This is a genomic window from Acidobacteriota bacterium (assembly GCA_022562055.1).
GTDB lineage: Bacteria > Actinomycetota > Acidimicrobiia > Spongiisociales > UBA5794 > BMS3BBIN02.
In genome coordinates this window covers 37,200-61,904 of sequence record JADFQA010000003.1, presented here as the reverse complement: position 1 = coordinate 61,904, position 24,705 = coordinate 37,200, and the positions used below count along the sequence as shown (strand labels likewise).

At 59.7% G+C, this 24,705-nt stretch carries 26 protein-coding genes; 13 read left to right on the top strand and 13 right to left on the bottom strand.

From position 1 onward, the window contains the following. Positions 1 to 87: 87 nt before the first annotated feature. The 5 genes from IIC71_01565 (at position 88) to egtD (ending at position 5,349) form a co-directional block, all read left to right on the top strand. On the top strand, positions 88 to 609 hold the full coding sequence (locus IIC71_01565; protein MCH7667882.1) for a hypothetical protein: 522 nt from the start codon (positions 88 to 90) through the stop codon (positions 607 to 609). A 147-nt stretch (positions 610 to 756) separates the two neighbouring features. Further along, entirely contained in the window at positions 757 to 2,166 is a 1,410-nt protein-coding gene (locus tag IIC71_01560; protein ID MCH7667881.1) for an FAD-binding oxidoreductase, read from the top strand. A gap of 81 nt (positions 2,167 to 2,247) precedes the next feature. Further along, positions 2,248 to 3,585 (top strand): ergothioneine biosynthesis protein EgtB, encoded by a 1,338-nt coding sequence (gene egtB / locus IIC71_01555; GenBank protein ID MCH7667880.1) that lies wholly within the window; start codon positions 2,248 to 2,250, stop codon positions 3,583 to 3,585. A 1-nt stretch (position 3,586) separates the two neighbouring features. Continuing rightward, positions 3,587 to 4,357, top strand: a complete 771-nt coding sequence (egtC, locus tag IIC71_01550) for an ergothioneine biosynthesis protein EgtC (GenBank protein MCH7667879.1) — start codon at positions 3,587 to 3,589, stop codon at positions 4,355 to 4,357. Further along, positions 4,354 to 5,349, top strand: coding sequence for an L-histidine N(alpha)-methyltransferase (gene egtD, locus IIC71_01545; GenBank protein MCH7667878.1), 996 nt, complete (start codon positions 4,354 to 4,356; stop codon positions 5,347 to 5,349). The genes egtC and egtD overlap by 4 nt, the downstream gene beginning before the upstream one ends. Before the next feature lie 60 nt (positions 5,350 to 5,409). Here egtD and ligA read toward each other — a convergent pair whose 3' ends face one another. Together ligA and IIC71_01535 are read right to left on the bottom strand one after the other, a co-directional pair. After that, positions 5,410 to 7,425, bottom strand: a complete 2,016-nt coding sequence (gene ligA / locus IIC71_01540) for an NAD-dependent DNA ligase LigA (GenBank protein ID MCH7667877.1) — start codon at positions 7,423 to 7,425, stop codon at positions 5,410 to 5,412. A gap of 69 nt (positions 7,426 to 7,494) precedes the next feature. Beyond that, positions 7,495 to 8,655 (bottom strand): hypothetical protein, encoded by a 1,161-nt coding sequence (locus tag IIC71_01535; GenBank protein ID MCH7667876.1) that lies wholly within the window; start codon positions 8,653 to 8,655, stop codon positions 7,495 to 7,497. Between the two features lie 175 nt (positions 8,656 to 8,830). Between IIC71_01535 and IIC71_01530 the strand changes: the two genes are divergently transcribed. Both IIC71_01530 and IIC71_01525 read left to right on the top strand, forming a co-directional pair. Beyond that, the gene (locus tag IIC71_01530) at positions 8,831 to 9,202 is read left to right on the top strand and encodes a DUF2384 domain-containing protein (protein ID MCH7667875.1); all 372 of its coding nucleotides are present in this window, start codon (positions 8,831 to 8,833) and stop codon (positions 9,200 to 9,202) included. Between the two features lie 3 nt (positions 9,203 to 9,205). Next, positions 9,206 to 9,949, top strand: coding sequence for an RES family NAD+ phosphorylase (locus IIC71_01525; protein MCH7667874.1), 744 nt, complete (start codon positions 9,206 to 9,208; stop codon positions 9,947 to 9,949). Positions 9,950 to 9,996: 47 nt separating this feature from the next. Here IIC71_01525 and IIC71_01520 read toward each other — a convergent pair whose 3' ends face one another. From IIC71_01520 to IIC71_01510, 3 genes are read right to left on the bottom strand one after another with little or no spacing between them, the layout of a single operon-like run. Then, positions 9,997 to 10,932: a hypothetical protein gene (locus IIC71_01520; protein MCH7667873.1), complete on the bottom strand. Its 936-nt coding sequence runs from the start codon at positions 10,930 to 10,932 to the stop codon at positions 9,997 to 9,999. Further along, on the bottom strand, positions 10,933 to 12,063 hold the full coding sequence (gene mnmA / locus IIC71_01515; protein MCH7667872.1) for a tRNA 2-thiouridine(34) synthase MnmA: 1,131 nt from the start codon (positions 12,061 to 12,063) through the stop codon (positions 10,933 to 10,935). Next, positions 11,991 to 13,121, bottom strand: coding sequence for a cysteine desulfurase (locus IIC71_01510; protein MCH7667871.1), 1,131 nt, complete (start codon positions 13,119 to 13,121; stop codon positions 11,991 to 11,993). Before IIC71_01510 ends, mnmA begins: the two co-directional genes overlap by 73 nt. 51 nt (positions 13,122 to 13,172) lie before the next feature. Between IIC71_01510 and IIC71_01505 the strand changes: the two genes are divergently transcribed. Beyond that, positions 13,173 to 13,415: an NrdH-redoxin gene (locus IIC71_01505; GenBank protein ID MCH7667870.1), complete on the top strand. Its 243-nt coding sequence runs from the start codon at positions 13,173 to 13,175 to the stop codon at positions 13,413 to 13,415. 25 nt (positions 13,416 to 13,440) lie between these two features. On the opposite strand, the gene IIC71_01500 is transcribed toward IIC71_01505, so the two are convergent. After that, a complete protein-coding gene (locus tag IIC71_01500) occupies positions 13,441 to 14,583 on the bottom strand; it encodes a hypothetical protein (protein MCH7667869.1) in 1,143 nt (380 codons plus the stop codon). A gap of 25 nt (positions 14,584 to 14,608) precedes the next feature. On the opposite strand from IIC71_01500, the gene IIC71_01495 reads away from it, so the two are divergent. After that, the gene (locus IIC71_01495) at positions 14,609 to 14,755 is read left to right on the top strand and encodes a hypothetical protein (protein ID MCH7667868.1); all 147 of its coding nucleotides are present in this window, start codon (positions 14,609 to 14,611) and stop codon (positions 14,753 to 14,755) included. Here the strand turns inward: IIC71_01495 and IIC71_01490 are convergent. From IIC71_01490 to IIC71_01480, 3 genes are all read right to left on the bottom strand, one after another. Then, entirely contained in the window at positions 14,752 to 15,519 is a 768-nt protein-coding gene (locus IIC71_01490; GenBank protein ID MCH7667867.1) for an enoyl-CoA hydratase/isomerase family protein, read from the bottom strand. The genes IIC71_01495 and IIC71_01490 overlap by 4 nt on opposite strands. A gap of 72 nt (positions 15,520 to 15,591) precedes the next feature. Then, complete coding sequence (meaB, locus tag IIC71_01485; GenBank protein ID MCH7667866.1) at positions 15,592 to 16,542, bottom strand: methylmalonyl Co-A mutase-associated GTPase MeaB; 951 nt, start codon at positions 16,540 to 16,542, stop codon at positions 15,592 to 15,594. Positions 16,543 to 16,643: 101 nt separating this feature from the next. Beyond that, positions 16,644 to 16,784 carry a hypothetical protein gene (locus IIC71_01480; protein ID MCH7667865.1) on the bottom strand — a complete coding sequence of 47 codons (141 nt, stop codon included), beginning with the start codon at positions 16,782 to 16,784 and terminating at the stop codon, positions 16,644 to 16,646. 75 nt (positions 16,785 to 16,859) lie between these two features. Here IIC71_01480 and IIC71_01475 point away from each other — a divergent pair, with 75 nt between their 5' ends. Continuing rightward, positions 16,860 to 17,453 carry a TetR/AcrR family transcriptional regulator gene (locus IIC71_01475; GenBank protein MCH7667864.1) on the top strand — a complete coding sequence of 198 codons (594 nt, stop codon included), beginning with the start codon at positions 16,860 to 16,862 and terminating at the stop codon, positions 17,451 to 17,453. Positions 17,454 to 17,529: 76 nt separating this feature from the next. On the opposite strand, the gene IIC71_01470 is transcribed toward IIC71_01475, so the two are convergent. The 4 genes from IIC71_01470 to IIC71_01455 all read right to left on the bottom strand — a co-directional run bounded on the left by IIC71_01470 (position 17,530) and on the right by IIC71_01455 (position 21,118). Continuing rightward, a complete protein-coding gene (locus IIC71_01470; protein MCH7667863.1) occupies positions 17,530 to 17,829 on the bottom strand; it encodes a NifU family protein in 300 nt (99 codons plus the stop codon). Positions 17,830 to 17,961: 132 nt separating this feature from the next. Further along, a complete protein-coding gene (locus IIC71_01465) occupies positions 17,962 to 19,272 on the bottom strand; it encodes a SpoIID/LytB domain-containing protein (protein MCH7667862.1) in 1,311 nt (436 codons plus the stop codon). Positions 19,273 to 19,321: 49 nt separating this feature from the next. Next, on the bottom strand, positions 19,322 to 20,581 hold the full coding sequence (gene murA, locus IIC71_01460) for a UDP-N-acetylglucosamine 1-carboxyvinyltransferase (GenBank protein ID MCH7667861.1): 1,260 nt from the start codon (positions 20,579 to 20,581) through the stop codon (positions 19,322 to 19,324). Positions 20,582 to 20,617: 36 nt separating this feature from the next. Then, positions 20,618 to 21,118 carry a hypothetical protein gene (locus IIC71_01455; protein MCH7667860.1) on the bottom strand — a complete coding sequence of 167 codons (501 nt, stop codon included), beginning with the start codon at positions 21,116 to 21,118 and terminating at the stop codon, positions 20,618 to 20,620. 33 nt (positions 21,119 to 21,151) lie between these two features. Between IIC71_01455 and IIC71_01450 the strand changes: the two genes are divergently transcribed. From IIC71_01450 to IIC71_01440, 3 genes are read left to right on the top strand one after another with little or no spacing between them, the layout of a single operon-like run. Then, the gene (locus tag IIC71_01450; protein ID MCH7667859.1) at positions 21,152 to 21,655 is read left to right on the top strand and encodes an RpiB/LacA/LacB family sugar-phosphate isomerase; all 504 of its coding nucleotides are present in this window, start codon (positions 21,152 to 21,154) and stop codon (positions 21,653 to 21,655) included. Positions 21,656 to 21,706: 51 nt separating this feature from the next. Continuing rightward, complete coding sequence (gene ppk1, locus IIC71_01445) at positions 21,707 to 23,791, top strand: polyphosphate kinase 1 (protein MCH7667858.1); 2,085 nt, start codon at positions 21,707 to 21,709, stop codon at positions 23,789 to 23,791. Next, positions 23,788 to 24,675 carry an NUDIX hydrolase gene (locus IIC71_01440; protein ID MCH7667857.1) on the top strand — a complete coding sequence of 296 codons (888 nt, stop codon included), beginning with the start codon at positions 23,788 to 23,790 and terminating at the stop codon, positions 24,673 to 24,675. The genes ppk1 and IIC71_01440 overlap by 4 nt, the downstream gene beginning before the upstream one ends. The last annotated feature ends 30 nt before the right edge of the window (positions 24,676 to 24,705 follow it).

The window sequence follows — 24,705 nt, the reverse complement described above, 5'->3', positions numbered from 1 at the left end:
TGTCGCCTGACCCGGTGTTTATGAACACTCTTACGGTTATCCTCGGCGCTTTTGGTGTGGGGATTTCTGGCGACTCTCGTGGGGCTGGTGGCGGTTCAAATCGCGTATCTGGATCACATGATCACGTTCGGCGCGCCGCTGGCTGCAATTATCTTTTTTGGCACGGTCATCATTGTTCCTCGACTGGACAGCGTGACGCTCCCGCGGCCGGTACTGCTGGCCTTCTCTGTCGTTGTACTCGCGGGCGGACTTGGCTTGCAAGGGCTCTCCGACATCGAATCTGGGTTCCTAGCACTCGACGACCTCGGCAACTCCGAGTCGTCGTCGATTGACGCGCTGGTCGCACGGAGGTTCACAATCGAGAGCGGCGTGGCCACATATAGTGTGCCGGAGACCCTCGCTGCGAGCGGTCTTGCGGCAGTCGCCGTGGGCCGGACAACGACCCTCTCGGGCATGATCGACCTCGACGGAGTTTCCGAAATCTCGATCGACCTGACGACGTTTCGCTCCGATCAGAGTCGCCGAGACAGCAATGTCGCGCGTCTGTTCTCCGCCAACCCATTTGCGGTCTTCACCAGCAGCGGATTCTCGGTGCGACCGAAATTGTAATCACCGACTTCGGTGTTAACCCACCCAGCATCGGCGGATTCGTGACGGGCGAGAATGAGGCTCGCCTCGAAGTTGTATTCTCGGCATCGCCTCGGCAATGACGACCGACCCCTGACAGAGTTCCAAACCGCGAAGGACACAACAGCCATGACGGCCTCAAACTTGCTCTCGAAACTTGCAACCATCGGAGACGGTCCGATCGCCGACTCCGAAGCGGTGGCGCGGTATGCAACGGATGTCACGAGAAACTATCATGGACAACCGATTGCAGTGATGCGGCCGCGAACGACCGAAGAAGTCGCCGCGATCGTCCAAGTGTGCGCACAAGCAGCGGTGAGCATGGTGCCACACGGAGGCAACAGCGGCTTGGTCGGAGGATCTGTGCCCGTTGGCGACGACAAGAGTGTGGTGGTGTCGCTCGAACGCATGACCGCAGTTCGGGACCTCGATTTGCTCTCGAACACCGTTACGGTGGAAGCCGGATATCTGCTTGTCGACCTTCAGCAACTCGCAGCCGACAACGATCGGCTGTTTCCGCTGCGACACGCAGGTTTGAGCAGCCAAATCGGCGGCAACCTGAGCACCAACGCTGGAGGGACGAACGTCGTTCGGTACGGCATGGCACGCAACCTCGTACTCGGCATCGAAGTCGTGCTGGCAAGTGGTGCAATCTGGAACGGACTGAACCGCCTCCCGAAGCACAACACCGGGTACGACCTAAAACACCTTTTCATCGGTGCCGAGGGAACACTCGGCATCATCACCGCGGCAAAGTTGAAGCTGTTTCCGCCTCCACAGTTGTCGGAGACGGTGCTCTTTGCAATGAACACATGTGCGGCGGCCGTGGACCTCTTGGCCAGATGCCGCGCCGAACTCGACGAATTCTTGTCGACCTTTGAACTAATGAGCGGTGTCGCCGTCGAATCCGTCGTGGACACCACAACGTCACCGATGGGCAGCTCGTACGAGTGGTACGTCCTCGCCGAGTTTGCGGCGACCTCAAAGCGAGTTCCTCTTGAGGAGATGCTCCTCAATGTCATCAGCGCTGCCGCCGACGATGGTTTGATCGCCGATGCAATAATCGCAGCCTCTGCATCACAATCGCGAAAGCTGTGGGACATTCGCGAGCGTATTGCTGCCTTGATTGTGGAAGATCCAACATGTGTTAAGGGCGATTCGAGCGTCCCGATCAGCGCCATTCCGAAATACATAGCAGCCGCCGATAAAGGGGTAGCGGCACTGGTTCCCAATGCCAGGGTGTTGGTATTCGGACACATCGGCGACGGCAACATCCACTACAACGTGCTTCGCCCGCCAGCAATGTCTGAAGAGGAGTTCACTGTGTTCGGCCCAGCGCTCACACTGGTCATCGAGGATGCGGCTCTGGATCTCGGAGGGTCTCTAAGCGCCGAACATGGCCTTGGGCAGCGAAAGTTTCGCAGAGCCGCAGAGGTGCTGGACGATGAAGAACTCGATCTCATGCGCCTCATCAAGCGTTCCCTGGATCCACATGGGCTGTGGAACCCTGGCAAAGTCGTCGACGACCCTGATGTCTGACCGGTCTCAGCTTCGGAATACCGGAGCAATGCGCTGGGTTGGTCGGGTCGAAGCCTCGACATGCCGGGAAGGCAGCAACACATGACAGCCGACCAATCCGGCGCGACCGCGATTGCCACACGACGGTCGCTTCTCGAGGCGCAGTTGACCACGGTTCGTTCGGGAACGTTTCGGATGACGGACGCCCTCACCGACGACGATCTTCATCGACAATTTGACCCGCTTATGTCCCCAATCGTTTGGGACATGGGACATATTGCGAATTTCGAGGAGTTCTGGCTTCTCCGCAAGATCGCCGGGCGCGAGGCCAGGGACCCCGTCCTCGACGATCTATACAACCCGTTCGATAACCCGCGGTGGGTGCGTGGTGGTCTCCCGATTCTTGAGAGGAAGGAGGCGACGGACTACCTGAACAACGTACGTGGCGAAGCCCTCGACGTCCTCAGACACCACGACCTTGACCCCGAAAGCCCGCTCTTGGCTGACGGGTATGTGTGGTCGATGATCGCCCAACACGAAGCCCAACATCAGGAAACGGTTCTGCAAGCGCTCGACCTTCGCAGCGACCTCGCACCGTACGTTGTGGCCGCCAGACGCCGCCTTCCCCAACGTGCCGCTGCTGTTGACGACGCCACCAGGGTGACAATTCCCGCTGGAACGTTCATGTTTGGTACCAACGACTTGATGTACGCCTACGACAACGAGCGACCCGCACACCTGATCGACCTCAATGGATTCGCGATAGACAAATTCCCCGTGACTGCGCGGCGTTACGACGAGTTCGTACAGGCTGGCGGTTACCAGAACTCTGACCATTGGACGGAACAAGGTCGGGAATGGCTAGCGGAGCACGGCCATACCACCCCCCAGGGATGGATCCCCGACCTCGACGGCGGCTGGCTTGTGCGCCGGTTCGGACATCTCAGTTCACTCGATCCAGCCGAGCCGGTGGAGCATGTCAACTTCCACGAGGCGCAGGCGTTCGCCGCGTTTGCGGGCGGTCGCCTTCCAACCGAACTCGAATGGGAGAAGGCTGCCGCATGGGATCCCGCAGCACAGGAGTCGAGAAAGTACCCCTGGGGTGAGACACCACCAACACCCGAGACGGCTAACCTCGGCCGCATCGGCTGGGGACCCGCTCCTGTCGGGAGTTACCCCACCGGGGCGAGCGCCTACGGCGTTGAACAACTACTCGGCGACGGGTACGAATGGACCACCTCGTATTTCAAGGGGTACGCGGGGTTCTCGACGTTCCCATACCCCGAATATTCCGAAGTCTTCTTCGGCGAAGACTATCGCGTGTTACGGGGTGCGTCATGGGCGACATCGCGGCTTGTCGCAAGAACAACGTTCCGCAATTGGGACATTCCGATCCGGCGGCAAATATTCGTCGGAATCAGGCTGGTCTGGGACATCTGACATGTGCAGAATCGCAGCCTACATTGGGAATCCGATCCCTCTCGCCGAAGCTTTGTACCGACCACCCCACTCGTTAGAACACCAATCGTATGCTCCTCGGGAGCAACTCCACGGGAAAGTCAACGTTGATGGGACCGGTGTTGCATGGTGGGACGGGATCGATCCGAGACCGCTGCGCTATGTCACGCCGCTAGCGCCCTGGCAAGACGCCAACTTGCCTCACCTCGCGCAACGGTTGTCTGCACATGCATTTCTCGCTGCTGTACGCTCCGCCAGCTCAGGCATACCCGTCGGAGCAGCGAATGTTGCGCCCTTCGTTGTAGGCACCATGGCCGGCGTGCACAACGGCTTCATTGCAGGGTTCCGAGGTGCTCTTGGGCGCGAACTTGTCAGTTCGCTGAGCGCACAATCCTACGAGCAACTCCACACGGTCAGCGACTCGCTCGCGCTCCTGCTGGTCGTTCTTGAGCACTACTCGGGAGACCTCGCACAAGCAATGATCGATGGGCTTGGCACGATTGGGGAGCTGGTCCGCCGACACGACTCGCAGGCAACACTAAACGTCGTCATTGCAGATGGCACGAATGTCGTCGCGGCCCGTCACTCGGTCAACGAACCACTCAACAGTCTCTACACCGCTGCGCGCTCCACCGGATCGTGGGTGGTGTCTGAACCGCTCGACGACCGCGACGATTGGCGGCCAGTGCCCGAACACCACCTGGTCCACGTCACCGCCGATGGCGTGCAACTCCAACCGTTGGAGTTGTCATGACCCCGCGTCTCGGGGAGGGAGCTACCGTGCGGCGCCTGTCACATGAAGCTGACTTCGGCGCGGATCTGGCATCTGACGTACTCCGAGGACTGACAAAAACACGCAAGGAACTCTCCTCGAAGTACTTCTACGATGCTCGCGGATCGGCGCTGTTTGAGGAGATCACCCAGCTACCCGAGTACTACCTGACCCGAGCAGAGACCGAGATCCTCACGAAGTACGCAAACGACATGCTGGCTGCTGTTGAACCCGTCGAACTTGTGGAGCTCGGGTCCGGATACTCGGTGAAAACGCGACTCCTCATCAACGCCATGGAACGCGTAGGCAGTGGAACACGGTACGTCCCTTTCGACATATCCGAGTCAGCGCTCCGAGATGCCGCAGATTCCCTGCAACGGGAGTTTCCTTGGCTGGAGACAGAAAGCCTCGTAGGCGACTTCCATACCGATCTCCCCATGATCCCCCGATGTGGACGTCGGCTGGTGACGTTCCTCGGTTCGACGATCGGAAACTTTCTCGCACCGGGGCGGGTGCGTTTCTACCGATCCGTTGCTGCCATGCTGGAACCTGACGATGGGCTGCTGGTCGGGCTCGATCTCATCAAGGACATCCCTACGCTTGTTGCGGCCTACGATGACTCGGCGGGAGTCACGGCGGAGTTCAACAAGAACATTCTGCACGTTCTCAACCGCGAACTCGGCGCCGATTTTGACGTCCCAGCGTTCGATTTCATTGCCCGCTGGGATGAGGAATGCGAATGTGTCTCGATGAGCCTACGCGCAACTCGCGTTATGGATGTGCGAATCGAGGACCTCAACATCACGGTGCATCTCGACAAAGACGAGGAAATCCACGACGAGGTGTCTTGCAAGTTTACGTTTGCGAAACTGACCACCGAGGCGCACCAAGCCGGCCTCCATGTCGCCAACTGGTGGACCGACTCCGAGGATCGTTTCGCCGTAGCCCTCCTTCGACTGCCAACCCGCGAGTAGGGCGCTCTCGAACCACACCACCCTTTACGGTAACGCCGACTTCGCCGGCGAGGCTTGCGACTAGGCGTCTTCGAGCAACGCTGACAATGCGGCCTCATTGAGTACAGACACACCGAGCTGTTCGGCCTTTGCCAGCTTGGTACCCGCTGACGATCCGGCAATCAGGAAATCGGTCTTGCCTGATACCGAGCCGGTGACCCTGCCGCCGCGGTCTTCGATCGCAGCCTTCGCTTCCTGGCGGGTGTACCGCTCAAGTGTCCCGGTGATCACGAAGACCTTGCCGGCAAGACTACTCCCGGCGGGCGCCTCGGGCTCGGGGTCCTCAAGCCTCACACCAGCGGCGCGCAGCCGCTCAATGAGACGAACGTTGTCCGTGTCGGAGACCCACGCAATCCACGACGCCACGATTTCAGGTCCGACCCCGTCGATAGCTCCCAGTTCCTCTTCGGTGATCTTCATCAGACGTGACAAACTCCGGAACTCTCTGGCAAACACGCCGGCGACCGTGCTGCCGATGAGCGGCACACCAAGACCGGTGAGCAGTCGCCCGACGCCGGCATCTTTGGCGGCGTCGATTGCCGCAAGGAGGTTGTCGACGGAGATCTCGCCCCATCCGTCAAGCTCGCGGATTCGTTCGCGATCGAGCGTGAAAATGTCCGCGGGATCTTTGATGATGCTTTTGCTGAGGAACGTGTCGACCGTTTTGTAACCAAGGCCTTCGATGTCCATTGCGCCCCGTGACGCGAAATGGAACAGGTACTCTCGGATTCGGCTTGGGCATTCGAAACCACCGGTACATTTCGCCTTCGCCTGCCCCTCCGTGAGGACGATGGGGTTTTGGCAGAAGGGACATAGCGCCGGCATATGCCAGATTGCCAGGCCTCGCGGTCGCTGGGCCAGGATCGGACCTACAACCTCGGGAATCACGTCCCCTGCGCGACGCACAATGACGGTGTCGCCCGGTCGGACGTCCTTGCGGTGCACCTCGCCTTCGTTGTGCAATGTGGCGTGTTCGACCGTGACGCCGCCGACAAAAACGGGCTCCAAGACCGCGTATGGCGTGACCGCACCAGTACGCCCTACCCCGATCTCAATCGCTTTGAGAATCGTCGACCTCTCCTCCGGTGGCAGCTTGTATGCGGTTGCCCAGCGCGGACTTTTGGCGGTGAAACCGGCAATATTCTGTAACCCAAGATCGTCGACCTTGATGACGATGCCGTCGGTCTCGTAGGGGTGGTCGTGACGATGACGTTTTGCTTTTTCGACATACTCGACGACTTCAGCGATCGTTGCCACAGTCTTGTTCTCCGGATTTATCGGAAACCCGAGTTCGGCCAGCCAAGCCATCGTCGCCGAATGAGTGCGCAAGGTTGGTCCACCGTCGACGTGCCCCACCTGATACAACCAAACCGATAGGTTTCGCGCGGCGGTTTTCTTGGGGTCTTTTTGCCGCACCGACCCGGCGGCGGTGTTGCGCGGGTTGATGTACGGCTTGCCGCCCATCTCTTGCTGACGACGGTTCAGCGCCTCGAACTCGGCCACCGGCAAGTAGATCTCACCTCGCACCTCCAGGATGGCAGGGGCTGATCCGCGAAGCCGTAGAGGAAGTGCCCGGATGGTGCGGACGTTGCCGGTGACGTCCTCGCCGGTTATCCCGTCGCCACGGGTGGCGCCGCGGACCAGGACGCCCTTCTCATAAGTCAGAGATACAGCGAGTCCGTCAATCTTGAGTTCGCACGTGTAAGCGCTTGGAGCATCACCTAGCGCGCGAACCAGGCGCGCCTCCCACGCAAGTAGCTCCTCATCCGACTCGACGTTGTCGAGTGAAAACATTCGCTGAAGATGGGTCACAGGATCAAAGGTGGTTTCGGTCGCAGCCCCAACGCGCTGGGTCGGAGAATCAATGGTTACCAGCGCAGAATCGGCTTCCTCGAGCGCCCGCAACTCGCGCATGAGGTCATCCCAGTCGGCATCGGGGATGGTTGTTTCTCCAAGGACGTAGTACCCGTAGTTGTGCGAACAGATCTCTTCGCGCAGTTCAGCGACACGTTTTGATGGGTCGGTCGTTGGGGTCACGCGGTTTACCTCGGGTCGATGCAGACAACAAGATACAGCACCCGTGTTCCCCTGCCTGGCGAGGTCGGCTTACGGCGACCAGGCAACCCAGACGCCGCTGGCGACGTCCGTTGCTGTCTCGTCGTCAATGTCCTGGACCAAGATTCTGGGCTCACCGTCCACGATTGCTGGGTAAACAAACGCCGATCCATCTGGAGCCCACAGCGAAACGGACTGGGCGTACTGGTCGAAGAATGGTCCAAACGACTGGAGCCACGAAACGTTCACCGCAAACTGCTCGAAGTCGGTAACGTCGCCACCTTCCCAAACGTGCCACTGCACCGCGAGGTCGCCGTCATTTACGAAATCCAAAAACAACAAGCGATTCCCTGTTGCGTCCCATTGGTAGACAAGAGCCGGGTCTGACGAGACAGCGGACAGCGATCCGCTTGTCAGATCGATGACTGTCAGGACACCGGTACTGATGGCTGGAATTGTTTGTGCCGAAGCCAAGATTGCGCCCGGATCGCTGCTGTTCGTCGTTTGTACCGCGAGACGATTCCCCGCCCCCACGAATCGAGCTGGGCCACGAACGGTAGCGAGGTCTGCAAACTCCGCACCATCCCACAGCGAAAGAAACGTCCTGGTGTTCTCAGTTCGCAGGGTCACAAGACCAGCTTCGAGCCACACCGGCGCTTGAAACATTCCCGCGGAATCGCTGATTGTCTCCGTGATCTCGGCGTGAACATCGAGGCGTACAGCCCCCACGTGGGTGGCAAACCGGTCGCTGTCTGGATCCCACGTCATGTAAAACGGGGCGCCGTTTCCCACAGGGTCGACGGAACCGACACCGGAAACAACTTCAGCGACGAGGCCAGGCGAGAAATCGTTGTTTCGCAGCAGGATCACTGTCGCCGAATCCTCTTTGAGCGAGGCGAGGTAGTAGAACGGGGGTGTTGCGAATTCAACGTCCCAAACTTCTTCACCACCAATGCGGATGGCTGCCAGGTGGTTGCCTTGCGGGGACGTCTCTGCTCGCACGAACGTGTCTGTCGATGCCCAAATCGGTTGGAAATACGCGGCGTCGGACGCAGGTTCGAATCGTTCGACAACACCTCCATCTGGGTTGACGATGACGACGGCTGCTCCCTCATCGAGGATCAGCAGGACATCCCCTTGTCGCGTGCTCGAACAAGCCCCAGCCAAGAGTGCGAACGCGCTGAGCATCCCGAAGAGAAGAAAGTGTTTCATATCATCAAACTACCCACAACCTACGCCATCTGTTCCTGAAATCACACGATCATTGCAACATTACTCCTACAGAGCAGATCACGCCTGACAAGACCGGTGTATCGTTTGGCGAAAAACAGGGTCCTTTCGTGCAAATGGACATTTCTGTGTTATCCTGAGTTCGAGAGGAACCGATATGACAGTCGCGACACAGATACAGAGCCCCGACACCTCACACGTGCTAAACAAAGCGTTTACCAACGCCAGTGCCCAACTCGGTGTCACCAGAGAGTCGGCGGCGTTGATCCTCGGTGTCAGTCGCACCACGCTGGCTCGCCACGCTGAAAGCGGTTTCGATCCTATGTCCAAACAGGGCGAACTGAGTCTTCTTTTTGTTCGGATGTTTCGGTCACTGTCAGCGATCAGCGGCGGTGACCAGGCATTCATGCGTCATTGGTTCATCACCCAGAACGCTGGCCTGGGTGGTGTACCAGCCGAACTCGTACAGACCATCAACGGCCTGTATCGGTCCATTGAGTATCTCGATGCCATGCGGGGCAAGACCTGACCAATGGAAGTGGTCTCACCATCTGAACTGTTCAGCGGTCGCAAGCTGCATCGGGTGCTTTCGGTCAGCGGCTACCGAATGGTTGAGCACCAGGGGAAGGCCGCAACCGCCGAGCTAGTGGACACGCTCGATGAGCAGTTGGTGCTTGAACGGCTTCTCGATGACTCAAAACCACCCTATCGGCCCCATACCGAAGCACTCCACTATCTGTTGCGGACACCGTTTCGGTACCCGCCCCTCACGCACGGTTCCCGGTTTGGCACCCGTGTCATGGCTAGCTTCTTCTACGCAAGCGAAGACCCCAAAAGCTGCCTGGCAGAGGTCGCGTATTACCGGTTTATCTTTCTCAGCGACATGGAAACGCAGTTCCCGACACCGATTCGTTCCCGACACGAGATGTTCACCGTCAGATTCCGCACACACCACGCCGTTGATCTGACCCGGTTGTCGAACGTGAAGCCGCAACTTACGGATCCATCCGACTACACCTTCACCCAGCAACTCGGATCGTGGCTGATGGAGCAAGGCACCGACCTCATACGATATTGGTCAGCACGCCACCCGGACGGGGTCAACCTCGCTGCACAACCGAGCGCCCTGTGGTCAAAAACACCTGGGCAGCGACAGATGTGGTTCTGCCACACGACACCCGACGAGGTGAGTTTCGCCAAACCCGACGGGACTCCACCAGCGTCGTTTCCACTTGCCGGATTCCTCGTAGCGGGAACACTCCCCCGCCCGGCGTAAGCGGTACAAGGAATGGACTCAGCCCCCCGACCCGCCAGGATCGGGATCTACCGGTCCTCACCACCATGGATGCGGTCGACGACATCATGCACGACCTGCATCACGTGTGCGGCGTCGGGAACAGTCGTCCCTGTGAGGCCGCAACCCGGGGTGTACCAGGCGTTGCCGTGCATCGGCCCAAGAGGTGCGCCTGCGGCGACAAGCCTGGTCAGGGCGATCTGGTAGCGCCTCACGAGAGTTTCAATGTCGGGTATGGGATTGAGCGATGTTGGTGCGACACCCCACATGACACCGGTGCCGTTGCCGATCGCGTCAGCTATGGAATCAACTCGGTCGGTGAATCCGGGACCGAGGCTGGCGACGTCCCACGAGAACCAGCGGGGTCCCAAACCCGCGATCATTGCCCAGTCGGGATCGCCGCAGCAATGTACTCCGGGTCTCACGGAGACGCCGTCTATCACGGCGCCAAGCACATCTCGCACGAGACCTAAATCGGCGTCCGGGCCGCGTTCGGACCCCCACGCTGCCAGCAACGGCTCGTCGAGGATGAGGACGACCGATACGCCGGGCACCATCCGTCGAATAGTCGCGACGTGTGAGTCGATGCGCTCGATCAACCCCGCAACGAGGCCATCCCACAGAACCGCCATATCGGCGCCGCCACGCAGCATTGCCAACCCCAGAGTGATCGGCCCCGTTGCCTGCGTCTTGATGACTGCGTCTCGCCGACCGGTAAGAAACGTTGTTGCTGTCGACTCCGCCTCCGCCCTATCGCCATACGCTGCCCCGTGTACAAGCCCATAGGCACCACCGGGACCGCAACCACACAGACCGTCGCCCCACTGCACGATCATCCCTTCAGACGGGTGTCTCTGCGGGAGCTGCGGAACGTATGAAACGGTTGTGGTGGTATCGACAAATGCAACAGCCTCTCCGACATCCGTGTGTGGAAGTGACCCAACACCCGTGATCTCGAAGCCCATCTACAGCGACGCAGCGATCGTCCCGCCGCCGAGCACTTCGTCGCCTCGGTATATCACCGCCGCCTGCCCAGGGGCGACACCAAGCTGCGCACTCGAAAACCGGATAACCGCATCCTCCCCGCCCGTGTCAAGAAACGCGTCGACAGGTTCAGCGCGGTACCGTATTTTCACAGTGATCTCCGAGTCAAGTGGCGGACTGCCCGCAACAAAAGTCATGTCCTCAACAACGCAACCGTCGGCGAGTAGGTCGGCCTTTTTACCGATGGTTATCCGAGCGCTTTGCGGATCGATGTCGACGACGTAGCGGGGCTCACCGAGTGCAACACCGAGGCCTTTGCGCTGACCAATCGTGAAGTCGATGGTGCCGTCGTGTTCACCGACAACTTCTCCAGTGGTCGTGATGACTTCGCCGGGTATTGCTGTGTCGGGAAAGTGTTCACGGAGAAAGTCTCGGTAGTTCCCATCGCCAACAAAACACAGGTCCTGACTGTCGGGCTTGTTGGCGGTACGCAGACCGAGTTCGCGAGCCCTCTCGCGGACTTCATCCTTGGTGATCTCACCAATCGGGAGCTTGACCCTCGACAGCTCGTCCTGGCCGAGCATGTGAAGCACATAACTCTGATCCTTACCGCTGTCGTGACCAGTGCGGAGGTGGTAGCCGTGGTCATCGTGAGTCACCCGTGCGTGGTGCCCGGTGACCAGGACGTCGCACCCCAACTCGGTGGTGCGATCCAGAAGCGCATGAAAGCGCACGGTGCGGTTGCACTCGATGCACGGGTTCGGCGTACGGCCCTGCATGTAGATCTCGCCAAACCGCTGGACGACTTTTTCGGTGAACTCGTCGACGTAGTCGAGCACGTAATAGGGGATGCCAAGCTGTGCGGCGACACGCCTAGCGTCCTCTGCGTCACCGACGGTACAGCATCCGGCAGTTGGCATTTCGCCACCCGGTCCCTCCCACTGTTTGAGGGTGACACCGATGACTTCGTGGCCTGCATCGAGAATCATCGCGGCCGCCACTGACGAGTCAACACCACCCGACATGGCTACGAGTGCCCTCACTGCAACATCTGCATGGTCTTGATGACACGTTCGGCAGCATCGATTCCGTCCGACTCGGTGTTCACCCATCCAAACGTGAATCGGACACATTCGCCCGCCGCAACCTCGTCCATTCCCATTGCGGCAAGAACGTGCGAAACGTCAATAGCTCCCGACTGGCACGCAGAGCCCGCGGCGGCAGCAATGCCTTCTTGGTCAAGTCTGATGAGCAGGGTTTCTGCCGAGAACCCTGTCATGCGCAAGTGAGAGTGCTGTACCAGCCGGCTATCGATCGGTGCGTTGCGCGAAATTTCCCCGAATCTTTGCATCAGAACGTTTTCAAACGAATCCCTTGCCCCACCGACACGACGCCTGAAGTCAGCTCTGTCTGTAACCGTGGACCGCATGGCTGTTGCCATGCCTACGATGCCGGCGACGTTGAGCGTCCCGGAACGTCGCCCCAGCTCCTGGCCACCCCCATGAAGCACCGGCTCAAGTTCGACGCCGTTTCGCACATACAAAAGCCCGACTCCCATCGGGCCCCCAAATTTGTGGGCAGCGAGAGAAATAAGGTCCGCGCCGGTGGCAGCAACGGTGACTTCCTCTGACACAAATGCCTGCACAGCGTCGGTGTGCAAGAGCGCACCGGCAGAGTGGGCGATATCAGAAATCTCCAGCAGCGGATGGACGACGCCGGTCTCATTGTTGGCTGTCATGACCGATACCACTGCAGTGTCGGTGTCGACGGCGTTGCCCAATGCCGCAATGTCGATGCGTCCCATTGCGTCCACGCCGACAAACTCGACGGAGTTGCCTAGACGCCGAAGAAACCGCGCTGTCTCGATCACTGCTTCGTGTTCGGTCTGCACCGTGACGGTTGCGGTCCGGTCGTCTGAGTCGAGCACCGGACCCATCAAGGCTAGGTTGTCGGCCTCGGTGCCGCCACCCGTGAAAACAATTTCAAGCGGTCTTTTAGCGCCCAGCAGCTCTGCGATCTCCTCACGAGCCTCCTCCACGGCGTTCTTGACGCGTCGAGAGATACCATGGATCCCGGACGGGTTCCCAAAAGCGTCGTCGAGGTAGGGAGCCATTGCTTCGCGCACTTCCGGCCTCATCACCGTTGTTGCGGCGTGATCGAGATACAACATCAGGGTATTGTGACAGCTTCCACTTGCACGTTCGCCGACTCAGGAGCGGTTATGACAACCCAACAGCCGATCGTCTATTGGCGCCCCGGTTGCGGATTCTGCGCCAGATTGTTCAGAGATCTGGAGAGAGCCGAGATTCCGTACAGCAGTGTCAACATCTGGGACGACGAAGATGGCGCCACCATCGTTCGCTCATACGCCCGAGGAAACGAAACGGTCCCGACGGTGGTAGTTGGGGATATGGGTCTTGTGAACCCGTCAGTCGAAACAATCCGATTGGCGCTCCAGGCCTAACCCTGCCTGCCGGCACGAGCCACCATCAGTTCTCCAGAAACCGATCAATGAAACCAAGGATCGCAGCATCGTAGGCGTCCGGATCCACGTTCCACAACGTCGCGTGCGACCCAGCCTCGAACGTCACCACCGTTACAAAATCGTCCGGCACGGCCACGGCGAAGTCCTCAGCCGCCGCCACGGTCAACAACGGGTCGGCGGTCCCGACCATGAGCAACATGGGGACATCGAACTGGTCTGCCCTGTCCATGTGGTTCACGTCTCCCCAATCAACCCCGTACCGCACGCGGACGAACGCTTCCGCAAACGGCCGCAGGGCCCCGGGAATGCCGTAGTCAGCAGCAGCCTTGTCCACAGTTGCTTGCAGATTGAGCAGCGGAGTCTCGAGAACCACACCGGCTACACCTGATAGGTCCGCCGATTCGTGGAGATACGTCATGATGATGTTTGCGCCGAGATCCGTCCCCACCAATATGACCTTCTCGGCGCCCTTAGATCGTGCAAATGCAACAGCAGCGGTCAGGTCCTTCCACTCGTCGTAGCCCCACCCGATTGATGAGCCTGGGGCGTCGGGTGCCGTCCCGTCGGATCGGTAGGAAATGACAAGAACGGGAAGCCGCTGGGCCTCAAGAGATGGCAGCATTCGCAGCACCTCCGCACGACCCGCATCTGCGCGACCGTGCACGTACAGAACCCATGTTGCGCCGTCGCCTTCTATGAACCATGCGGGCAACACTCCGACGTTCGAAACGACACGAACGGTCTCAAAGTCGATGTTGTGCGCCTGCTCGGGATCGCCAAAAAACACATCGCTGACCACTCGTATCCGGTCGCCACCGGAGAACTCGCCGCTCACCGAGCGGAAGATGCGTTCGATGGAGATCTCGGCCGACGAGACTATTTCGGAGATTTGGCCCTGGGCATTCTTAGATTCGACACTCCAGATTCCCGCTCGTTCCGTTGCCGCGCTACGTGCCAGGGTTATACGTCCACCACCGACACCGATGACATCGATGTCGTACACAATCTCGACGTCAGCGTTTTTGAATAGCTCAGATCCGATGCTCTGGCTGAAGAATACGACACGGCCTCCGAGGATCACGGTTGCTAGCGCCAGGGAGATCAGGGCGACGATCTTATATCGTCGCGGCCAGGGATTCGGATCCATACGGCAACATTAGTGGTGCCCCGACGTGACCACGGTTACATGGACCGAGACGCTCACGATGCCCTGGCAGCTCGGAGGCAGACTCGGCGACCTGATCGCAAGACCGATTGTCACGCGGGTATGGCGCAGGAACCTCGCCAACCTTGAGGACCTGATCGCAAGGGCCGGCTAGCGACCGGAGAAGTCAGCCGCTTCCTTGTTGACGAAAGCAAGAATTCCTGTTTTGGCATCCTCAGTGCGAAAGACACGCTCGAAGGAGTCGCGCTCAACGTCCATAGCCTCATCGATGGGGCGACCGTAACCCTCGGCCATTGCCTGCTTCACAGCAGAATACGCTCTGGTCGGTCCACCGGCCCAAGTCGCAGCGTCAGCCATCGCGGTTTCGACAAGCGAGTCGTCTGCCACGACCTTGTCCGCGATGTGGATTGCAAGCGCCTCCTCCGCGCCCACCTGACGACCGCTCATGTTGAGTTCCTTGGCGACCTGGTATCCGCAGAGCCGCTGAAGACGCTGCGTCCCGCCGGCACCGGGGATGATGCCAAGCAGGATCTCGGGCTGGCCTACCTTGGCCGACTCGCCGATATAGCGAAAGTCGGCCCCCATCGCGAGTTCGAGACCACCACCGAGGGCATATCCTTGGATTGCAGCGATCACCGGCTTTTCAAGTAATTCCAAACGACGCACGACGCCGGCCAGGGTGGATGCGATCGGCTCATCAGAATCAGAATCGAACGCATCGACGAATCGTTTGATATCCGCCCCCGCGGCGAAGTGTTTGGTGCCCGTGATGACCACCGCACGGACGTCATCTGCCGCGGCCTTCTCGACGGCTTCGCCGATGTCGGCAATGAGTTCCCCCGAGAGAGCATTTACAGGGGGCCGGTCGAGGGTGATCTTGACGACCGCACCGATGACTTCGTAGTGGATAAGACTCATGGGACCTCCGCAGACAGATTGGCTAACAACCGTAGACAGCTTTGTACAAGGTTAGTGGTGCACCCAAGGTGGCTACCGGTCGAGGTCCCATGTCAATTCAGCGGCTGCGGTCCACGGATCCTTTTCGAGATCCGCAACGGCATCACCGACGGCGGTGGCCGCACTCGAGTTCAGCAGCCTTTGTGCTCTCTCCGAGTACCGGTGCTTGACCGCGCGGCGGAACTCCGTCCGCCAGCGATCACGTCGCGCCGGGATCTTGCCACCCCCGTCAAGGTGCTCTCGGTGCTGCGTTACGGCGTCCCACACGGCCTCGGTGCCGTCGCCCGTATGAGCGGTGCATTGCACAACGAGCGGACGCCAGAAGGAATCGACATCGAGGTCGAGCATCGCATTGAGGTCCCTAATCGTTTCGTCTACGCCGGGCCGGTCGGCCTTGTTCACAACAAATACGTCACCGATCTCGAGTAGACCCGCCTTTGCGGTCTGCACCGCATCACCCCAGCCGGGGTTGACCACAACAACGGTGGTGTCGACGTTTGCGGCAATATCGACTTCGGCTTGCCCGACCCCGACCGTCTCGACAATCACTTCGTCAAACCCGAAAGCATCAAGAATCATCACGACACGCGACGAGGACGCACCTAAGCCGCCGAGTTGCCCCCGCGAAGCCATGGAACGGATGAACACACCGTCATCATCAATGTGCTGCTGCATTCGAATGCGGTCCCCCAGGATCGCCCCACCCGTGAACGGGCTCGAAGGGTCAACCGCCACAACAGCAACCTTGGCGCCGCCGCGACGAATATGGGTTATCAGATGGTTCACAAGAGACGACTTCCCCGAACCCGGTGCGCCGGTGATCCCGACGGTCCACGCATGACCGATGTCGCGATACAACGCCGATACGATCTCGGTCGCAACGGCACCCCCGCTTTCGACGGCGGAAATGAGCCGCGCAAGCGATCGGCTGTCGCCGCTGCGGGCGGCCTGAATCAAGAGTGTGGCGTCAATCGGATTCGGCATCGAGATGACACTACCGGACCACTGCAGTCAGGACCCGCTCATCGCACAAGGTCCCATCCTGAGCGCGTAAGAGCGGAGCTGCCCAAGTACCACTGGTGTGGCTAGCCGGCGACAACGACCAGCGAGGTATCGAGGGCGGAGTCTGTGTCGATTGATTCGCCCGTTTCGATACGCCGTTTGAAACCTGCAAGCGCTCTGGTTGCAGATCCTGTCAGTTGCTTGCGCATCATCACCTTGTTCATCAACCACCCAATGGGACCGATCGTTCCTGCGTTACCATAATGGACCGATCATTCCCATCAAGTCGCTGGATAAACATGACACGAACACGAAGCTTCGATATTGGCGAGGTGCTGACGAGCCTGATGTACCTGTTCTGGGAAAAGGGTTATGAAGCCACCTCGTTGCACGACATCGTCAGCACGTCCGGTTTGTCACGATCGTCGCTGTACCGCGCGTTCGGCTCGAAACGCGAGCTATTCGACCGTACCCTGGCCCGTTATCTAACGGGATTCGATACCGCCTTGGCTCCCTTGGATAACCCCGGAGGTGTGGCCGGGGTCCGTTCGTTCTTCACACAATGGCGCGGTAGGGTCGTTGACGACGGCGGCGGATACCTTGGCTGCATGATCGTCAACACAATCACCGAGCTTGCAATAGCGTCCCCGGAGGCCCGCAAGGTCGGCGACGCCTACCAGCAGCGACTCTACGAATCATTCTTCAACAGCCTCACACAAAGCGAGCGCAGCGACACGGTCGCACCCGAGCTTGCAGCGAGAAAGGCACGCGTCCTTGCGGTCATGACGATGGGGCTATTCGTCGCCAGCCGCGGCCAAGACGCACCCGTCATCACAGACCATCTCGACACCATCATCGCCGAAATCGACTCGTGGCAGCTCGCACCAGTTTGATCAAATCAGATCGGCTACCAACCAGCAAGCTGTATCGCCTCTCAGAGAGTTCGCGGGTGACTTCCCAGCGGTGCAGCTAGAGCGCGATGACCTCGACTACACCGGGGACGCGGTCTTTGAGGATCCGTTCTATTCCCGCCGTCAGGGTCATCGAGACGAGCGAACAACCGTCGCAGGAACCGACGAGTTGTAGAGTCACTCGCCCGCCGTCTGTGCCGAGAAGAATCATGTCTCCACCGTCGGCCTGGAGCGCCGGACGAATGTACTCAAGGACTTCGTTGAGCAGATCCTCGTCGATCGGAGTGTCGGTCGGAGGTGCCGCGCCGAGATCGTCAACACCCCGCGGCGACGCCACCGAAATTGTGGACGTCTGCATCTGTTGTTCGTCGGCCATGTGAGCCCCTCGTGTGCTGACGACATTGTACGGCACGTCGCCGACTCTGAAGGCGGTTTCTGTCCGCACCGACTGCTCGCGGAACACGGCCTGCATGGATGTCTGGCCTTCGTATCAGCGCGGCCAATGTTTGCCGGTCAGCAACGCGACAACAATTTCAGCGCCGACGGGTGGCGTCAGGCGGATGCCGTTCGATGAACGGTCGAACGTCCACTCTCCGCCGGGAACAACGCCCGCAAACGAACCGTTCACCCACAAATCGAACGAACCCGTAGCCTCGAAGAGCAGCGACGGCGATGTCCAGGTGAGTCCGATCCGCACCGTGTCGGGGATGTAGCGCCCACCGTCTTCAGGACGCAGACCACCGTAATAATGGGCGAGCATGTCGTCGTACACCCAACCGTTGTCACCCATTGCCTTAATGCCCCACTGCGACATCCCAATCGCATGACCCCAACCCTCGCCGTCGAACACGACCGTGAGAGGAGTCGGCCGGTCGGACGCCGGCAAGAACGCCGACACGCTCGATATCGCCGACGGATTCTCACCCTCAACATGCGTTGCGAACGTGTAGGACAGAATCGTCTGCGGCCACCGCCTCCCCGACGGCCGGGGTCCAGGAAACAGACCCGGATACAGCGTCGGGCCATGGACATTGAAAATGGCTCGAATGCGCGACACTGCAATAGAGGTGATACCGAGTTCTGAGCGGATCTCCACCTGCGAAGGACCCTCGCCCTCCCCCGGACCGACTACGGAAACGTCAGTGATATCACCACCGACGGTGAACCCAGACATGGCAACGACGCGCCGGAAAGCGTCAGCGGGCACGACAACGGTCCACGACCGATACGGCGTCACATCAAGTTCTGGAGAGTCGACGGGCTGCAAGTACGGTTTCGCGGAGGCACCCCAAATGTCCTGGATAGCCCGGGTACGCGACCCGGCGCTCGACGAGTACAGCGCCTGGGCCGGGGAGTCCTCGTACAAAAGGATCTCGCGCGACGTACGGGCGATCTCGGCGTCCCAGCGCAGTTCGTCAACCGAATCCCCCGGACTGCTGCCTCCGTACACCTGACATTGCGTCGTCGCGCAAATGTCGAACTCATACTTTCGACCCGAAGACGAACGCCCGCGCGCCATCGTCCACGCGAGATAGGTACGGGCAGCAACAACCTGGGCTGCAAGAGTTTCGTCGGGCCACGACAGCGGAACTTCGTGAATTCCGCGCAGGTACCCGTCTAGGTCCACCTCCTCGACGAGTACTAGATTCTTGTCAGCGGTGCCGATGTTGAGGGCTCCGACATAGCTCCGATTACGCCAGACAATCTCGGTCCCTTGGCGCGGGACAATCGTCACCTCATAGATGCCACTGCCGGTCTGCTGTGCTGATGCGACACCCTGACCGAGCGTTCCCAACACCATCGCCGCAGCCAACCATGTGATGCCGGCGGCCGAGTGCCGTCGCGTAAACCTAGATGTCGAAGCGCTCAATTGTCGCCCCCAATGCAGCAAGCTTCGGGACGAATTCGGTGTAACCCCGATCGAGGTGGCTGGCGTCGAGGATGGTCGTCGTCCCCTCGGCCGCTAAGGCCGCAATGGTGAGCGCCGCACCGGCTCTGATATCACACGCATCCACGGTGGTTCCGCTGAGGCGACTCTGACCGTCGATCACCACATGTTGCCCGTCTACACGGATCGCCGCGCCCATACGATTCAGCATGTCGATATACCGAAACCGGCCCGAGTAAATGTTCTCCGTCATTATCGACGTACCCAAACCTGAAGCAAGGAACGCCACCATCTGAGGGTGCATGTCGGTGTGAAAGCCCGGATACGGCAGTGTGGCAAAGTCGACCGCGGTTGGACGTCCTGGGCCAGACACCGTAATCGAAGAATCGCCGGTAACGACATCACAACCGGCAGCTCTCATCTTCGACAATTCCATCCTGAGATGGTCCGGCACACAGTCCTCGACCGTGACCTCGCCTCCAGATGCGGCGCCCGCAAGCAGGTAGGTGCCGGCCTCAAGACGGTCGGGAACTACGGCATGGGTCGCTGCGTGCAACTCGGGGACCCCGGTGATTTCGAGACGGGATGTGCCGGCGCCGGTTATGGTCGCTCCCATCGCACACAGGAATATCGCTAGATCTGTCAACTCAGGTTCGCGTGCTGCATTGGTGAGAATCGTCGTCCCCTTGGCCATCACTGCCGCCAGCAGAATGTTCTCCGTCGCACCAACCGACGGGAACTCGAGTTCGACGTCCGCCCCGATCAACCCACGCGGCGCCCACCCGTGGAGCGCTCCCTCTCGAATCTCGAACTCTGCGCCGAGGCGGCGAAGCCCATCGAGATGCATGTCGATGGGACGCGATCCAAAGTCATCTCCACCGGGTAGCGCAATCCGCACTTCGCCGACGCGTGCGAGCAGAGCACCAACAACGAGAATCGATGCTCGCATCCTGCTGACCACTTCAAGCGGCGCCTCGGCTGAAATGTCGTCAGGAACGGTGACCGTCATCGTCGTGCCATCAACGGTGCAGGTCGCACCGACGTGTGTGAGGACCTCACCCATCAGTGAGACGTCAACAATGTCGGGGACGTTCGTCAGGGTGTGGGCGCCGGGTGCCAGCAACGTCGCAACGAGGTGTTTGAGGGCGGCGTTCTTTGCCCCCAGCACATGAACCGTGCCGCGCAGAAGTGTTCCACCGGTTACTCGCATAGCTTCCATCATGAGGATTCTACGGGCCGATTCCATCTAGACCGCGCACTATGGGAGAACCTCAAACGTCGTGCGAATCAGATCAGCGTGCTTCTCCCACGATTTGCCGCCTGCTCGGAGTTCGATTGAGTACGCAAGCGGCGACTCGGTCACGACCAGACGGTGCCACGCAAAACCATCCGTAAGCACGACGAAACTGTCGATCGACCCGTCAAACTGCGGCTCAACCTTCTCCACCTCGCCAGTGCCGTCTTCGACAATCGCCCAAAGCGCCTCAACGACTTCGGACCGTGATATCGGCCACGTTCGCCCCGCGGCTGTCGCCACGCCTTCCATGTTCATCGGAGCAATCGATATCAACACGTCAGCATCGTCAGACCTGGCGAGGACGACGTATGACCCTCCCGAATCCAACACCGACCACCCGGCCGGCACATCTACGCAGAAAACTTCGGTGCATAGGGTCTCGGATTGTCCGATCGGCGGTGCCGTGCCGCCTGACCCGCAAGCCGCAGCTATCACCAGGAATGTGGCCGCGAGCTTCTTCACCCGTTCAACCTACACCTGTTCACGAGCCTATCGATGCGAGTATCGTGGCCAAGTCACGAAAAGGAGACGTTGGTGCGCATTGTTGTGGGCTCCGATCACGCCGGATACCTACTGAAAAACGAACTCATTCCGTTGCTCGTGGATCGCGGACACGAGGTTATCGATGTCGGCACCGACAGCACCGAGTCGGTCGACTACCCCGACTTTGCGGTGGCAGCTTCTGAAGTTGTGCTCGACGGAGCGGCCGACCGCGCAATCGTCATCTGTGGATCGGGCGCCGGCATGTGCATTGCAGCAAACAAGATCCGCGGAATTCGCTGTTTCCAGGCGTACGACACGTACACCGCCCATCAGGCAGTGGAACACGATGACGCAAACATGGTTTCCCTTGCGACAAGCGTCACGGGCAGAGCCTTGGCGTGGGAGATCGTTGTCGCTTTCCTCGATGCGACCTTTTGGGACAAGGGACAGTACCGACGTCGGCTTGACAAGGTCCTTGCGATTGAGGACGACAATTTCCGTACGGAAGCGACCTGACCCTGTCGACGTAGGGGGAAGTACGATGGACCAGTCCCCGAAAGCCTACCGATGACCGCGCACCCACCTGAAAGTTACATCAATCGGGAGTTGTCGCTCCTGGATTTCCAGACGCGTGTGCTCTCGTTGGCGGAGAACAAAGAGACGCCGTTGCTTGAGCGGGTCAAGTTTGTCGCCATCGTTGCCAACAACCTCGACGAGTTTTACCAGGTACGCGTTGCAGGGCTGGTCGAACACGACGTAACCGGAGTCGGCAGGCGCCCTGCCGACGGGATGTCACCGCGGGCACAACTCGACGCAATTCACAAAGCGATGGTTGAGATCATCACCCGGGTGGACTCGCTGATGAACGACGACCTTTTCCCGGCGCTGGCTAACAACGACATCCACATCACGGACTACACCGACCTCTCCAACGGAGAGCGGAAGTACTTGTCGGAGGCGTTTGACGAACAGCTCTTCCCGGTGCTCACTCCCCTCGCCGTCGACCCCTCACACCCGTTCCCCTACATCTCGAACCTCTCACTCAATATTGCAGTTGAGTTGCAGCGCCCGTCGTCGCGAACCACGGAGTTTGCTCGGGTGAAGGTGCCTCCGATCCTTCCGCGTTTTGTACAACTCGGCGATGAGTATCGATTTGTCCCGCTTGAACAGGTCATCGGTGCTCACCTCGATCGGCTCTTCTCTGGCAGTGACATCGTTGACCATTTTTTCTTCCGGGTCACCCGCAACGCCGACATTGCAGTGGAGGAGGAAGAGGCCAAAGATCTGCTTGAGGCCATGGAGTCGGTGCTGCGGTTCCGACAAAGGTCCGTGACCGTCGTGCGGCTTGAAATCGACACCCGCATGAGCGACAGCATGCTCGACCTACTCGCCTCAGAACTCGGCGTGTCGAGCAGCAACGTCTTCCGCAGGTCCACGCCTCTAGGTCTCAGCGGCCTCTCGGACATCTACAACATTGCAAGACCTGACCTCAAGGACAACTCCTGGACTCCGACAACGCAGCCAAGAATCGCCGATCGCGGCGACCAACCGGTCGACTTCTTCCACGAGCTCACAAAGGGCGACATCATGGTTCACCACCCGTACGAGTCGTTCGCAACCTCGACGGGTGCATTCCTTGCACAGGCCGCACACGACCCCAATGTGCTCGCAATAAAACAAACGCTATACCGGACATCAATCCCTGACGACCCCGCCCTCGGCGGTGAGGAAACCATTGTGAGATCGCTGATCGCAGCGGCTGAGGCGGGCAAGCAGGTCGTTGTGCTCGTCGAGCTGAAGGCCCGTTTCGACGAAGCGGCGAACATCAGTTGGGCGAAACTGCTTGAGAGCGCCGGCGTCCATGTCGTGTACGGAGTACCGGGTCTCAAGACCCATACCAAAACCCTTCTCGTCGTGCGGCGCGAGGGTGGAGTGCTGAAACGCTATGCCCACATTGGGACGGGCAACTACAACCCGAACACCGCCCGGCTGTACGAAGACCTCGGCATTCTGACAGCCGATCCCGACATTGGCGCTGACCTATCCGAGCTGTTTAACGCCCTCACCGGCTACGCAGCCGCACCCCACTACCGCAAGCTTCTCGTTGCCCCACACCATCTGCGCACCGAGATCACAAGCCGTATTCGAGAACAGGCCGATCGCGGCTCAGATGGTCGCATCCTGCTCAAACTCAACCACCTCATCGACGCCGACATCATCGATGAGTTGTACGAAGCTTCATCCAAGGGCTGCCAGGTCGATCTGATTGTCCGTGGCATCTGTGGGCTTCGCGCCGAGGTGCCTGGCCTTTCACAAAACATCACACTTCGTTCGGTGGTAGGAAGATTCCTCGAGCATTCGCGGATCTTCCGGTTTGGCACCGTCGGAAAAGGTGCGACGTACTACTTCGGCTCTGCAGACATGATGCAACGCAACCTGAACGCTCGCGTGGAGGTGCTGACGCCCGTCGACGACCCCCAGTTGCAAACCAGGCTCGACGGGATCATCGAAACGTTGCTGAACGACGATTTGCTTGCGTGGCGACAGGTGGACGGCGATTGGCGCCCAGTCCCTCACAACGGTGGTTGCGGCAGCCACGCCCACTTCATGCAGACGGCGTTGGAACCGACCGCGGGAGCGGGCGGCCGTTGAAGAACATCAGCCCCGCAGCTCAGATCCACGCCGCCGGCGGCGTGGTCTACAGGACTCGCAAGGGTTCTATCCAGTATCTGGTCGCACATCGCCCGAGGTATGACGACTGGTCGATTCCGAAGGGAAAACTCGACATCGGTGAACCGTTCCACGACGCCGCAGTGCGCGAAGTGGAAGAAGAGACAGGGTATGTCGTCCGCCCTGGGGCGTTTCTCGGAGGTGTGCTCTACTCGACGGGCAACGGAAACTCCAAGCTCGTTCGGTACTGGTTGATGAAGGAGAAAAAGGGTTCCTTTGCACCAAACGAAGAGGTCGATGAGGTGCTCTGGCTCTCTCGCAAGAAGGCGATGAAACAACTCAGCTACGGACGCGACCGTACCCTCATCGACGTCGCGGCGGGCATGCTGAAACATCCAAAGTCCGCGACAATTTATCTCGTTCGGCATGCTCATGCCGGGGTCCGCGGGATGTGGCATGACATCGACCGGAAGCGACCAATCAGCCTCCGTGGCTACAAGCAGGTCTCAGCTATCGACAACTGGCTCTCCAACTACCCCATCACCACGGTGATGACATCGAGGTTCAGGAGATGTCGCCAGACGGTCGGCGGTTACGCCAAACAGGCTGGGCTCCAACTGGTACGCGCACCAGGCCTCGGCGACGGATCAACGGCCGCCGATGTTGCCGACCTGATTGCCGACTTACAAGGGCACCAGGCAGTGCTGTGTAGCCACGGTGAGGTCATCGGTGACTTCATAGGCAAGCTTGTCGCGCAAGGCACCATCGATGGCCCCCCGGAATGGCGCAAGGGCTCGATCTGGACTCTCCGCGTGCGCAGGGGCGAAGTGGTCGCCGGCATCTACCGCTCCCCCGCCGACCTCTAGACCACCACCCGGAACTCTGCCTCAAGACAC